This window comes from Yersinia massiliensis CCUG 53443 (assembly GCF_000312485.1).
Lineage (GTDB): Bacteria > Pseudomonadota > Gammaproteobacteria > Enterobacterales > Enterobacteriaceae > Yersinia > Yersinia massiliensis.
This window is the reverse complement of record NZ_HE997645.1, coordinates 319,354-334,760: the sequence shown is the minus strand read 5'-3', so window position 1 is coordinate 334,760 and position 15,407 is coordinate 319,354. Positions and strand designations below refer to the sequence as shown.

The following is a 15,407-nucleotide window of genomic DNA, read 5'->3' as shown; positions in this document are numbered from 1 at the left end:
TAGGGATCAGATATGGATAAAAACTTCATTGTCAATGGAAATGTAATATTCTCACCGAACAGCGGGGCTGTATCGTCATTATTAACGGGTACTACCGTTAAACTAAATGCGCCAACGGCTCAGTTGCTTGAGGCTTTTGTTACTCGAGCTGGCATCGTAATTTCTCAAAGAGAGCTTTACAAAATTGCTTGGGGGGAAAAAGGGGCGAACGTAACACCAAATACTCTATATCAAAATATTTCATTATTAAGAAAAGCACTCAATGACGTTGGAATTAGTGGTGAATCCGTCACGACGGTAAGAGGTAAGGGTTTTATGTTTACCGTATCAGCGATTACAGAAAATATAAATGAAGATGATGTCAAAGAGGAAGTGCTTTTTCATATAGAGGATAATAATCCCAAAAAAAACATAATTATTCGCATATTTCTGATAGCAGCAAGCTTAATCATAACGACATTATTATTTTTTTATGTGAATTCAAGATTGACAAATATAGTTAAAAATTCGGATGAATTCATTTTTAGCCATAGCGTGAAGAATTGTTCCATATATTATGAAAAAGGTAGTGATATAAAATTAATAGCCTCTGAAATTGAAGTCTTCTTAAGTAGTTCCCAATCATCTTGTCAAACTCATCCATTTCACTATTTCTCTTTTAGTCAAATTCATTCCACAGTTTCACTCATTGCTTGTAAAGATAAAATAATGAAGGGTCATAAAAATAGTTGCAGAACGGAATTATTTTACTCACTTAATCAATGAATAGCAGATACATAAATTATTTATGGCGTGAGATGTTGATTTCTTTCTGGAAAAGACTCTCTCTGCTTTAAATTACTCATGATTTTATACGTTAATTAAACGATTTAATTTACCATGTCAATTGATCTGGGATTTATTAAGGCTATTAAAGTCCTTGACATAATTTACCATGTCCTCACTAAGATATTTATCTAACGCAATTTAAATTATTATAATAAAATCAATTGGTTATGATTGTTTTTTGTTGGGATTATCGTCGTAATAAATGATTGATATGATTATCTTAACTTGATTCACAATGTGAATTAAGAGTCAATTAATGCAGTTTTGTTTCATTTTCATTAAGCAAAGAATAATAATTTGGCCTCTTGAAAACAAACAGAGAGTTATAATTTTATTATGTACAAACTTAAAGAATACGTTTGTAAGAATAATCGTCAATTAGATACTAAGATTGCCACGACATTATGTGTTGCATTGTCATTATTATCTACTTCGCCGCAAGCTGCGGCGGAGGATGGCACTATAAGTTTTACCGGCTCGGTGTCATCAGTTACATGTATAGTCACTGGTGGAACAGAAGAAACAGTTGGGTCAAATAACTTTACCGTTCCTCTCAAAACTGTCAGTACTACTGCATTATCTGCGGCTGGCCAACATGCTCAGGCAACTAAATTCCATATTGCGCTCAGCGGTGTTGATTGTACAGATGGTGCATTAGCCAATGTCAGTTTTGAAAGAGCAAGGGGAACAATTGACGAGACTACAGGTAATTTGATTAACACAGCAGCCGCAGGCAGTGCTGCTCGTAATGTACAAATTAGAATTCTAAATAAGGACACTGCTCCTCTGAATTTATCCTTACCTAATGATAGGCATCAAGAGCAAGTGATTGCGAGTAATACAGCCCGATTTGATTATTGGGCAGAATATATAGCAACAGGTGTGGCAGGAGCAGGTAACGTAGAATCAAGTCTTGTTTATTCCATAGTCTATAACTAATTTTTGGGGCAGGCTCTTTAAGAGTAAGGCCCCATCAAGAAATCACTATGGTCACAAAGGTATAATAAATGAAGATAATGAATATATTACTAGCTGGACTCCTATTGTTTGGAGGTCACTCTGTATATGCATCAATTCAGATAATGGCAACGAGAATCATTTTTGAAGAAAAAAATAAAGAACAAGTCATCAGAATTAATAATGTGGCAGAGAATCCTTCATTAGTGCAAATTTGGTTGGAGTCGGAGATAGATAATGAAAGCAAAGGTGACCATAATAAAGAAGAATTTCCATTTATTATTAGTCCGCCAGTTTCCCGTATAAATGCGGGTAAAGGAAAGTCGTTTAGAATATTTAAAACAGAAGACGCAAAAATGCAATTCCCTCGAGATAGGGAAACACTACTCTGGGTTAATGTTCTTGATATTCCACCCGAGGTGAAAAATGATAACTCTATGAATCAACTAAATCTGGCATTTCGGACCCGGTTAAAATTTTTTTACCGTCCTGTAGGACTTCCTTCAAATCCGATAGTGGGAGCTGAAAATGTTAATTGGGTTGTGAAAAAATCGGGTGGTAAAATAGAAATTAAGGGGGAGAATAAATCTCCATATCATGTGTCAATAGGGAAATTTATAATAAAAAAGGGCGATAAAGTAATTGATGTATCAGGGGGGATGATTAATCCATTTTCAAGTAACACCTTTGATTTTAGTGATGTAGATATTGGCAATGAATCTATAAAGTTATTTTATTTATATATTACTGACTTAGGTGCATTTGTAGAGAAAGAGATAAATCTATCATAATTAATTAACAGTATAGGCATTGTGATTATAATGAGATGTTTCATTTTGGGTATTGCTATATGCTTTTTCTCTCTAAACGCATTATCAGAGGAAAGCTCTGCTGCTATTTCACAAGGACAGATAAAATTTAATTCTGGCTTCATGAAACTGTATGGTCATGGTGTAAATCTAGAGGACTTTAATGGTGAGGATACACTAAAATCGGGTAAGTATTATGTGGAAATTAATTTAAATTCGAAAAATATCGAAAGCATGAATGTTAGTTTTATTGAACACGATAACGATCGAGAGGTCACCCCTTGCTTTACACCAAAAGACATAATGTCTTTTGGTGTAAAGCAAGATATGCTTCCATATGAATGGCAAGCTATAGATTGTATTTTTATTAAAGATATCATCCCTAATGCAACGTTAAATTATGATAATGATGACCAAAAAATATATCTTACTATACCATTGGCTTATATTCATAATACGCCTGATGGCTATGTCCGGCCAGAGCTATGGGATGAAGGAGTGCCAGCTTTCACTTTAGCTTATACTCTTAATGCATCTAACTATAAAAATAGAGTTGAATCTGAGTATAGTGATGGCAAAAGTAGTACCCAATTTTACTATGGTGGATTAAATACATCTGCGAAATTTGGACCATGGCGATTATTTACTAATGGTTCTGCAAATGGTACCAGCGATGAAAGTATAAAATGGAACCATCAGTCAGCTTACTTACAACGATCATTTGCTGCCAGCCAATCGCAGTTTACTCTAGGTGATGTCAATACTACTGGTGTGATGTTTAATACAACACCTCTTAGAGGTGCCAGCATATATACCGATGACCGTATGCTACCCCATTCGATGAGGGGGTATGCGCCAGTCATCAGAGGTGTTGCCGACAGTAATGCCCTGGTGACAGTCCGCCAAAATGGCAATGTTATTTATGAAGCCAATGTTCCTCCAGGCGAATTTATTATTAACGATTTAAATACCGCGGGTTATGGTGGAAATCTTGAAGTCACGATCAGAGAGGCAAATGGAAGTATAAGGGTACAAGCCATACCCTATTCTAGTATTCCGCAGCTGCTGCGTGAGGGATATTCAAAATATACTGCCACAGTAGGAGAAATAAGAAGCTCAAATCTGAGTGAACCGCCAGTTTTGTTTGAAGGAAGCTATCAATATGGTTTCAATAATTACGTCACGGGTTATGGTGGCGTGCAAAAAACCATGTCTAATGACTATTTTGCATTGCTTGGTGGGCTCGCATTTAATACACCAATTGGTGCTTTAAGTTTTGATGCAACACGATCCTCAACTTCTGTTTTAATCGATGAAGAGTCACAGTGTCATTCAACTTTCTGTAATATGAGTTTTAAGGCAGGTTTTGCAAAAGTTATTGAACCAACAAAGACGAATTTTAGCTTAATGGCATACCGCTACTCTAGTAGCAACTACTTTACATTAATGGATGCACTGACGGTTTCTGAAGCCCAAAAAAATGGACAAACGAAGAGGGTGGATAATTACCGTGATGTTTTTGAAGCTAATATAAATCAGAGCTTATCTCCTGGGTGGGGCAGTATATTTTTGACGGCCTATTATGGAAGATATTGGCAGAAAGATATTAATGAAAAAAACGCATTTAACTATCAGGTTGGTTATTCAAACTCACTTGGTTCGGTTAACTATAATTTAGGTTTTAGTCGTTCTAATAATCGTTATGGTAATGCTGATAATACATTTCGCTTGTCATTCAGCGTTCCATTAGGCTCTACAACTGTTCATCGTAACAGACCGAGATTAACTTCGACGATGAGTCATAGTGATCGAGAATCTAGGATAAAAACAGCAGTTAACGGTACTCTTGGCGAAAATCAAAATTATAACTATGGTACTTGGATTGATGGAACAAACCACAGTGATCGTAATATAGGTCTAAACGGCGGGTATAGTGGAAATAATTCAATAGTGAATCTTGGTTTTAGCCATGGGCGCTCAAATTCTATGGCATCGCTAAATTTAAGTGGGGGAATTGTCGCCCATGCAGGGGGCGTAAATTTAACGCCAACTGTTAGCGATACATTTGGCATTATTGAAGCGAAAGGTGCTACTGGCGCAAATGTTTACCCCTATACCAATGCGCGAGTTGCTAAGAATGGATATGCTATTTTGCCATATTTATCGCCATTCCAATATAACGATATTTCTTTAGATGTTAAAGATATGCCAACAAACATAGAGATAGAGGAAGATAGAATTAGGGCGGTTCCAACTGCGGGCTCTGCTGTATTAGTTAAATTTGACACAAAAAATATTAATAATGAAGTACTGAAAATAGCGAATGAACTAGGTGAAGTTATTCCCTTTGGGGCTAAAGCTTACAATGTAATAGGTAACTCCTTAGGGATAGTAGGCCAAGGGGGGACTGTTATTCTCTCAAGTGATAAGGCTCAAGATATTTTCATCATTTGGAATGATAAACAAGGTAGACATGAGTGCATTGTCGATTATCGACCTATGCCTAATTCTGACCATGAAAATATAAGAGTCATAAACACTATTTGTCGAAATAAATAAAGCGTACAAAATTGAGGAGAATGCGATATGTTAAATTTATTCAGTAGATTATTGATTATTTTTTCTTTGTTATTAACTTGGGTCAGTTCAAATGTCATTGCTGCAAGCTGTACGGGGAATGCAACAACAGTTTCTATGCCGCAATTGGTGCTTAATCCTGCGGAGAATGGGGCTGTAGGTACAATTCTAGGATCGCATATAATTCCTGTTCGTGCCTTAAATTATACCTGTGGTACAGGTATAAACACTCGCCTAACATCTACTTTCACTCGAGGTAACTCAGTTTCAGCGCTCCCAGATGTATATAATACTGAAATTGGTGGTGTAGGAATCAGAATAAAATGGCCTGCTAGCCGGATATCTAACTATTTTCCAACGATTCACACTTGTTATTCACCCTGCACTGAAAGCAGCGATAATTTGATTATAGAATTTGTGCAAACAGGGAGAATAGTAGCAGGAGATATACCGTTAGGCGAAATTGCAAATGTTGTCCTTACTGCAGCTGATGAGACCAGTAATAGTTTTACACTTTTGTCTGTAGTCTTATCATCTAATACTTCAGTTGTTGTACGTTCATGCATGATTACTAATTCAGATATAAGCATTAATTTAGGAAACTATCCTCTCTCTGACTTCAAAGTAGGTAATAAGCATGGAGCCGTTGTTCCATTTTCAGTCATAGTATATTGCCCGCAGGCTACTTCTATAAAAATAGCGTTTACTGCCGTAGAGCAACCACTAGTAGGTCTGTCTCGGGGAGTCATGCAAAATACTATTCCAGTGGCAAGTGGTGGCGCTAAAGGAATTGGTACTCGAATGTTAGCTTCAAATGGAATTATTGCTCAGCAGGTTAATGGCGAGAAATCATCAGAGATTGTAATTAACGCCGGCGAAAATAAAGAACTTAAATATTCTGCTCAAATGTACATATTAGAATCAGATAGAGCAAATATAACGGCAGGTAATGTTGCTGGACAAGTTTATTTCAATCTAACAATAGAGTAATAATATGTTTTACTTCATTAAAAATCTTAACGTTAACAGAGTATATCTAATATGTAGTATCGCCATATCTCTCACACTTGTAAGCTTAATGACTTATGCTCAAGTACAGCCCCCACAATTAAGTAATCAAGCATCAAATGCATCTAGAGAATTAGACCGACTGGAGCGTAGCCGTACACGTGAAATGATTCAGGATGAGAAACGCCGAGAAAGTGAAATAAGACGTCAGAATGATGCGTTGACCGAACATCTTGAAAATGAAAGTAGTCTATTGAATTCACAACATAAATTTCTCATTAATAAAATTAATATTGAGAATGATGATGTCTACGCCCATTCACCACAGAGGCAAAAGATTATTTTGCGGTATCAAAATACTGAGATGGGCCAAAAGGAAATAATGGAATTAGTCAAAGAGTTGACTAATTTCTATGTTGGCAAAGGATATGTGACCACTTTAGTGACGGTCCTGCCAGGAAGTTTACGTGAAGGTATACTTAATTTAGATGTGTTATGGGGAAAGATCTCAGGATTCAGTGTTGAAGGAGAACCACCAAAATTCTTTGAAAGAACGAGGCTGTTCAGTGCTATTCCCTTTGCCTCTGGCAGTAAACTGAATATGTCAGATCTTGATCAAGGCTTGGACAACTTACTGAGAGTTTCAAGGACAGACAAACTACAAATTGTCCCATCTGATGACTTTGGTTACTCAGTACTGGATCTTAGAGATTCAAAGTATTTCCCTATTTCACTTTCTTTAGGTGTGAATAACTCTGGCCGTCAAGATGATGGATGGCATCAATATAACTCTACGCTGACAGTGAATAACTTTGCTGGTTTTAATGATTCGTTATCATTTTATTATGCATACAATGACTTGCGTGCAAACACTGATAACCAAAGTTCATGGTCCATGAATTACAGTTTACCGCTTGGTTATTGGCTATTAGACGCATCCTTATACCGTTCTGAATATGAGAAGGTTATTGGTGGATATTATGGTGGTTATCACAGTGAAGGCACTTCGCAGCGAGCCTCAGCTAAGTTAAGTCGAGTTCTTTTTCGAGATTCAGTAGGAAGATTCAGCGCCTATACAAAGGTTGAAGGGCGAGATAATACTAATAAAATCGAAGATATCAAAATAGGTGTTAGTAGCAAAAAATACAGCAGTATTACACTCGGAGTGAATCGAGTCGGTGTGCTTTGGGGAGGGGGACTCTTTTGGGATTTAAGCTCAACTGCAGGTGTACCTTGGTTTGGCGCAGCATGGAAAGATGAACCTGATTTAAAGGGATTCGACCTGAACTACGTAAAATACAATGCCATGATTAGTTGGTCCAAACTCTTAGCCCAAAGCGGTCCTGTGAGCCTATCCTATGAAGTGAATTCAGGGCTTCAATTGACAAAAGATATATTAGTCAGTGATGGAAAACAATCAATTGGTGATGAATATACTGTTCGAGGTTACAAAGAAGATTCTGTCTCTGGTCATAATGGTGGATACATATCAAATACAGTTCAAATGCCAATTTCTATCAATAAATATGGAGTCTGGCAGATTTCACCTTTTGTTGGTTATGATCTTGGGTTTATTAAAAATAACTGTACCTATGACATGGGCTCGTGCCCTGCAGAGTATTTAACAGGTGCTGCTATTGGCATCAAGGCTATTGGCAGCAATTTTTCGTCTTCATTGACATTAGGTTATCCGCTAACGAAACCATCAACATTAAGGGGCTCCGATATTGACTCTACAACATTGAGTTATAGATTTGATCTACGTTTTTAATAAATAAGAAACTCCATCGTAATAACGATATATCCAGCAAACTGCAGGAGCTATTCGCATGAGAAAAAATAAAGTCAACGATAATGACTCTTCATCGTCATTTATTGATAAGATAACGAAAGAAAATTTACATAATAAGTTGTGTCCAATATATCTGGTTTTAGTTGCAGCATTACCCATTTTATCGCACGCAAATTTAATTCCGGATGCTAACTCAAACTCACCGACTATATCAGAGTCAGCCAATGGTACGCCAACTGTAAACATTATTAATCCAAATGGGAATGGTATATCACACAATAAATTTGACGATTTTAATGTCGGTCAAGATGGCTTGATTTTTAATAATAGTATGCAGGATGGCGTGAGTAGTATTGGTGGTTATGTTATTAAAAATGGTCAGTTGCAACAAGAAGCTAGTGCTATTATTAGTGAAGTTACTGGTGCCAAAGGTTCTTATTTGAATGGAACGATAGAAGTCTTTGGGAAAAATGCAGATCTTATTGTAGCAAACGAAAATGGTATTTCTGTTAATGGCGTATCTACTATTAATGCCAACAATCTGACGCTCAGTACGGGGCGTGTTGGATATGGTGAGAATGGCAATATTCAGCTCAACGTGAATAAAGGAATGATCGCAGTCGAGGGACAGGGTCTATCAACTGAAGGATTGACTCATTTTGATATGATTAGTCGTACAGTTAAGCTTGATGGGGAGGTTTCTGGAAGCGCAGATATCAAAGTGGTTGCTGGGCTAAATAGTTATGACACTCAAACACGACAACACAAAATTAGAAGTCTATCAGCGGCAGAGACCCCTAAAGTTGCTATTGATGGCAGTTCCCTCGGCTCTATGTACGGTGGAAGAATACAACTGATTAGTACAGAAAGTGGCGTTGGTGTCAGGCACAGAGGTAGCTTAGTGGGTAATCAGACGGTTGAGATAACGGCTGATGGCGATTTAGCATTGACCGCAATTAGTAGTAAGTCGGGCGATGTCAACCTGACGGGTAATAATATCGATATTTCAACGAATGAGAATACCGGTTTTGGTGGTGTTATTAGTCATGGTGATCTAATAATCAGAGCATTATCGCAAGTTAAGCTAAATGCTGATGCTGTGACAGAAAAAGGCAATATTAGAATTACAGCGGATTCACTGTTGCAAAATGCAGCACGTATATTCTCAATGAGTTCTGGAAATGAAAGAATTGATGTAACATCAATTCTCATTGATGTTAAAGGTGAATATAAAATCACTGGAACGCTTTTAGCCCTTGATGCCTCAGGTAACAAAATTGATGGTGCGATAATATCTCTAGTAGATGGCAACTATATTGTAACGGTTAATGGAAAAGCGATTGAGTCCGCAACAATTAGTTCTGATGCCGGTATTAGTAGTCAAGCCGGGAATGTGATAGTTAATGCGAATTCATTTTTGAATAGCGGGGCAGGTGTCAATAATAAAAATGGAGTACTAAACTTCAATATTAATGATTATTTTGAAAATAATGGTGTAATAAATGCAAGTGGTTCATTAAGCGTTTTAGCTAAAAGTCTTAATAATAAAGGTGTCCTATATACTGAGAAAGATGCTAATTTTACTGTTGGGTCTTTAGTTAATAAAGGATTAATGCAAGCCGAGAAAAATAATACTATCAAAACCAATGTTTTTAACAACAGTGGAAGTATAGTTTCATCTGATGCAATGTTAGACATTTCGATAAATGACGATAGTGCTATTAACAGTGGTTTGATTTCTGCTGGCGAGATTGTTATTAACCAATCTGGAAGTGACTCATTATTAGAGAATACAGGTAAAATTAGTTCAACTGACTCTGCAAAAATTACAACAAGTAGTCTTTATAATAGTGGTGATATTAGTGCTACCAAAGATCTATCATTAGATATTAGTAATGAATTAAATAATCAGAATGGTGCTAAGATAATATCGGGAGAAAACTTAAAAATAACCGGCGGTACAAGTTCTCTTAATATAAATAACAACAATAGCTTGATTCAGGGAGGGACGGTTGAAGTTAGTAATGCAAATGCTGTGACTAACAGTAATAGTGCGAAATTAATTTCTGAAAGCACGTTGGACCTTAATAATATTAAGGGGTTGGCTAATAATGGTAATGCATCAATTATTCAGGCTAAAGACGTAATTTTAGCTAATATAGATAATATTAAGAATACGGATGGAGCAAAGGTCCTTGCGCTTGATAAGCTATCGATTAGTCAATCGTCGGAACTTACTAATGATAACTCATCTATTTTGTCTTCTGGTGATATATATTTAAGTGATATAAAAAATATTAATAATTCTGATGGTCTGATCAATGCGGATGGAACTGTTGATATTTTAAATAGTGATAGCTTAGTGAATGCTGGAAGTGGATCGACTCAATCGTCAGGTTCCGGCATTGTTGCAAATAATATTAACATTAAGTCTGTTTCTAACTTGGAAAATAGTGGTGGCAGTTATATCTCTGCATTAGGTGAGTGGCTAAAGCTTGAACTTATTAACAGCGTCAAAAATGATGCCAGTAGTATTATAACTTCAGAGAATAACTTAACTGTATCTGATGTCGATGATTTCACAAATAAAGGTGTTATATACTCTGGTGCTGACCTCACTCTAAATAACATCAATTCTTTGTCTAACATTGGTGATGGTAGTGGTAGTGTCGGTGTTATTAATTCAGGCAAGGACTTACGTGTAAGCTATGTTAGTAGTATTATTAATTCTATAGCCGCAATTATTAACGCTGATGGGAATGCATTATTTGATAACATTAATCAATTAGATAATATCAATGCGATTATACAAACATCAGGTATTTTGTCTGTCGATGCGAATATTATTAATAACGATAGTAGCAATGGTTCATCTTCAGGTGAAGCAATCATTGCGGGTATGGGGGGATTAGCATTAGCAGCAAACTCAATTTCCAATGTTAACAACGCAACTCTATTTTCTGAGGGTGATCTTAGCATAAGTTCGAAAAGTGTTAACAACAGCAACTCTTATATTAGTGGTGATAATGTTGAGATTATATCTGATAATTTAAATAACAGTAATGGATACATTTATTCCGTTAATAATCTATTGATTAAGTTAGCAAGTGCATTAAATAATATAGATGGTGAGATTTTTAGCGATCATAATCTTTCTTTGATTCTATCTGGTGACTATCGTTATGATAACGATAGTGGTGATGTTAATGCTAAAGGTCAATTCTCTATTGATACAACAGGTTCGATTATTATAAATCGAATACTCGAAAGTGCTGCTTCAATACTCCTTAATGCAAGCAAAGATATTAAAATATCAAATAATCAGTCTATATTGAGTCTTAAAGATATTTTTTTAAAAGCTATTAATATTACCAACAGTAATGGCGCCTTAATTTTCTCTTCTCAAAATATCGTTATTGACGCTGAAAAGGGTAAGTTTATTAATGAGGAGAATGCTAACGTTCTTAGTATGGGTGGCATAGACATTACTGCGGAAAATATAAAAAATGATGGAGGTACTATTCGTTCGCAAGGTGATATGGCACTAGATGCTAAGATTATCGATAATATTAGTAAATATGATAACCCTGGATGGGTTACTGGCCCAGCACAAAATGCAAGTGGTTCACATGAATGGAAACAAGGGGTTCTGAGTTTTGTATATTATAGTACGACTTTATCTGGCTCAATCCCAACTTGGATTGGTGATATTAAGCTAAGTAAAATGGCTGAAATTTCATCTGGTGGGAATTTAAATATTAATCAAAAAAATATTTATAGTAGCAAGACGCTCAATAATACAGGTGGAATTATTCAATCTAGTAAGGATATGAGAATATCCGGAACGGTCAATAACTCTCCAGAATATAATGAAATGTCATTTTATTATTATTTAACTGAAGAGCTTAAAACACCTATTCAGTTAGAGGTTTATAGAAAAGTTATTGGCAGTGGCTCCCACTATGCTGAATTTAATACATTGTATCAAATGCTTGATTTTTACTTGGGAAATGGTGTCCCTAGTAATATTTCAGGGACGGAATCATATATATATGACACAAAAGGGAATAGCTTTAATAGCTTAAAGGAGATGGCCAAGCAAAGTGAACAGTTAAATAGTATCATGAAACGACTGTTTGGTGATGCGTGGTTATCCAACAGTCTGGATAATCTTTCAAATGAATGGGCCAATATAACTAGTTCAAATAATGCAAGATTGAAAGATTTAAAAGACTATGGTTTATCAGATAATAACGGTGGTATTATTGCTGGGGGAAGTTTGACGCATAATGGCGGAGCATTTAATAATGGTTTATTCGGTGCAAAGCTTGATGGACAAGAAATAAAAGTATCTGTTGGTGATAAGGAAGTTACTGTCACACAAAATCCTTATGAGGTTAATATTGGCTTGAAAACCATTGCCGAATTGACTAAAGGATTGAGTACAACAAAAACTTATACTGAGCTGGCAAAAATTCAAGGGTTATTTGTTTCTAACCAGAAATGGAAGAATGTGGATTTCACCGTCAAGGTAGGAACTGGTGCAAGCAATCCTATTTATCCATTTTATGAAACCCGTACTGAGATGATTGATCAAAGTCTCTTCTTTGGATCGCAATATTTCTTCGATCAAATTGGTTATATCCCGGAAACACCCGTTCTCGTTGTAGGCGATAATTACTTTATCAGTGAAGTTATTCGACGCCAGTTAAATGAGTCCGTAGGCACTTTCTTCAGTGTCCGTGATGGCATTGATGGTACTGAGTTGGTTGAAAGATTAATGTCTAATGCGGCATCAGTGGCGGGCGTCGAAGATTTTACTGTTGGTAAAGCATTAACTGATGACCAAATTGCCGTTTTAGACAAAGATATTGTTTGGTTTGTCACCGAAAATATCGATGGACATGACGTGCTAACGCCTAAAATTTATTTTGCAACCACAACCATAGAGCAACTCGAGAGTGGCCGTTATGATGGTTCGGCAGTGGTACATGCTGGCGGTGATATGAATGTCGATGCGTCTTCATTTAATAATGTTAATGGCCAGATCAGTGCCGGTGGCAATATTAATATTCAATCTGAAGGCGATATTAACAATAGCAGTGTTGGCATGAACGGTGGGATCTCTTCCGGTGGGGATTTATCACTGGTATCCAGTAATGGCTCGATAACCAATAGTGGCGCGGCTCTCAGCGCGGGTAATGATTTGGCTTTACATGCCGATAATGGATCTATTGAGCTGACTGCTAGCCAAGGTGCTAATGCTTCGGGTAATCAGGAGCTTCACTTCTTTGATGATGGAGTCACTGCGGGTGGCAGTATCGACATGAGCGCCAAAGATATTACTGTGAATGCTGTTGATATTGCGGCAGATAAGGATATCAGCCTAACGTCAACCGAAGGTGATGTTACTTTTAACAATATGTATGAAGTTGAAGGTAACTATGAATATGAACACCGCTCGACAGGTTTCTTGAGCCATGAATCTACAGAAACGGTAAGTTCAAGTGCAACCAGTGTTGATAGTTCTGTTAATGCCGGTGGAAAGTTTACGGTTAATTCTGCGAATGACATTATTCTTAAAGGTGGAGAATATAATGCCCAGTCAGGTGAATTAAAAGCAACTGGTGACATTGATGTCCAAACATCTCAAGATTACAGTTATTCCGAAACTACAGTCGAACGCACTGACTTAAAATTTGGTGCGAGCGCAAGTGGTGCTGGATATTCTGCTGATTATAACGTCAGTGGTTTGGATGGTGCAAATGCGAGTACCAGTACTGGGGAGCATAATAATCTTGGGTCAGATATTACCAATGCAGGTTCTAAGCCTGGCCGTGCTCCAACATCCTCTTCTGGTAGTTTCCAAGCTGGACTGGAAACTGTTTCGACAGTCGATACTAAGCAAACGACGAGCAATAATAATGCGTCACTTAATTTTACTGATTCAATGACGTTGGATGCGGGTAAAACAGTTGATATAGGGGGAGGGGATTTCACCACCGAAGGTACATTAACTGTTGTTGCTGAAGAAGTTAAGTCCACAAAATATGAAGATGAAGTCATAACAACCAGTGAGGAAACAGTTTCATTCTATGGCGTAAAAGGTGAGGTTCATAGCTCAGTGGCTGATGCTTTGGATAAAGGGGGTAACTTGGTCAGTAAAGGTAATGATGGACAAGAAATTGATGCGGGTCTAACTGCTGCTGAAGTTGCAGGTAGTGCTAGTAATCTTGTCTTCAATGACTTGGCTGGCACCTCAGTTTCCGTTGGTTTTGATACGACTTCTACCAGTAGCTCATCCACGGAAAAGAGCGAGAATATCACTAATATCAATGCTGGTAATGTATCAATCACCAGCAAAGGCGATACAACCCTTAAGGGCGTTGAACTATCAGCTGGTAGTGTTGAGGTCAATACTGGCGGTGATTTCAATATTTTAGCCGCGGAGTCGTCAACTGAGAGTTGGTCACAAAAAGACACTCATTCTGCTGGACTTAGTGCAGGGGCTTCCGTTGCACCAACAGGGGCTGGTGCAGGATTTTCAGTGGACTACCATGGCAGTACTGAAACATCTACCGGTTCAAGTAACACATATACCAACTCCAATCTTAATAGCAGTGATATTACTATAAACACTGGGGGGAATATGACGCTAGCAGGAGGAAATATTCAGTCAGATACAGCAAATCTTAATGTATCCGGCGACCTGAATGTTCAAAGTGTGCAAGATACTGTTAATAATCAGAAAAATAGTAACGAGTGGGGCGTTTCCGTTGGCGTGGCTGTTTCTACTAATGGTGGTGTCATTCCAACAGGTGCTGCTAATTACGGGCAAGGTGGTGAGCATTATGATTCAAAGACAACGGGCACTCAGTCAGGAATTAATACTACTGGTGAGTTGAATATTTCTTCTGGCGGAGATCTGAATCTTACCGGTGCCCACATTATTTCTGATTCTAAAACGGGCACAGTAGATGTTGCTGGTAATATTAATGCAGTCGAGCTATCAGATACGATAGATCAAGAGGGTGCTTATGGTGGTGGTGGTGGTGGTATCTCCAAAACAGGGCTCCCGACAGTGAATGGCTATTATAATACTGTTGAAAAAATTGAATATCAGGAAGATCAAAAAGCAACGATCGATGTCGGTAATATTAAAGGCAATGTACAAGGTGAACTAAATACTGACGGAGAAGTGCTCTCACAAGTTAACGTGGATAAAGTCACTGCATCAAATAATATTTCATTCACGGTAGGTGGATTATCCGGCTCGAATAAAAACAAGCCAACAAAAACAAATAACACATCAACACCGCCGAAGACGCCGCCGACGGTGAGTGAGAAACCAACACCGCCGAAGACGCCGCCGACGGTTAGTGAGAAACCAACACCACCGAAGACGCCGCCGACGGTGAGTGAGAAACCAACACCAC

At 37.5% G+C, this 15,407-nt stretch carries 7 protein-coding genes; all 7 read left to right on the top strand.

The window, feature by feature from the left end:
• The first annotated feature begins 12 nt into the window (after positions 1 to 12).
• Positions 13 to 765 carry a winged helix-turn-helix domain-containing protein gene (locus BN68_RS14025; protein ID WP_019211790.1) on the top strand — a complete coding sequence of 251 codons (753 nt, stop codon included), beginning with the start codon at positions 13 to 15 and terminating at the stop codon, positions 763 to 765.
• 399 nt (positions 766 to 1,164) lie between these two features.
• Complete coding sequence (locus BN68_RS14020; RefSeq protein WP_019211789.1) at positions 1,165 to 1,767, top strand: fimbrial protein; 603 nt, start codon at positions 1,165 to 1,167, stop codon at positions 1,765 to 1,767.
• A 68-nt stretch (positions 1,768 to 1,835) separates the two neighbouring features.
• The gene (locus tag BN68_RS14015) at positions 1,836 to 2,576 is read left to right on the top strand and encodes a fimbrial biogenesis chaperone (RefSeq protein ID WP_019211788.1); all 741 of its coding nucleotides are present in this window, start codon (positions 1,836 to 1,838) and stop codon (positions 2,574 to 2,576) included.
• A gap of 45 nt (positions 2,577 to 2,621) precedes the next feature.
• Positions 2,622 to 5,153 carry a fimbria/pilus outer membrane usher protein gene (locus tag BN68_RS14010; protein ID WP_196796397.1) on the top strand — a complete coding sequence of 844 codons (2,532 nt, stop codon included), beginning with the start codon at positions 2,622 to 2,624 and terminating at the stop codon, positions 5,151 to 5,153.
• Positions 5,154 to 5,180: 27 nt separating this feature from the next.
• Positions 5,181 to 6,161 (top strand): fimbrial protein, encoded by a 981-nt coding sequence (locus tag BN68_RS14005; RefSeq protein ID WP_019211786.1) that lies wholly within the window; start codon positions 5,181 to 5,183, stop codon positions 6,159 to 6,161.
• Positions 6,162 to 6,249: 88 nt separating this feature from the next.
• The gene (locus tag BN68_RS14000; protein ID WP_019211785.1) at positions 6,250 to 7,950 is read left to right on the top strand and encodes a ShlB/FhaC/HecB family hemolysin secretion/activation protein; all 1,701 of its coding nucleotides are present in this window, start codon (positions 6,250 to 6,252) and stop codon (positions 7,948 to 7,950) included.
• A gap of 58 nt (positions 7,951 to 8,008) precedes the next feature.
• Positions 8,009 to 15,407 (top strand): two-partner secretion domain-containing protein (locus BN68_RS13995; protein ID WP_019211784.1); only part of this gene is annotated, 7,399 nt, incomplete at its 3' end.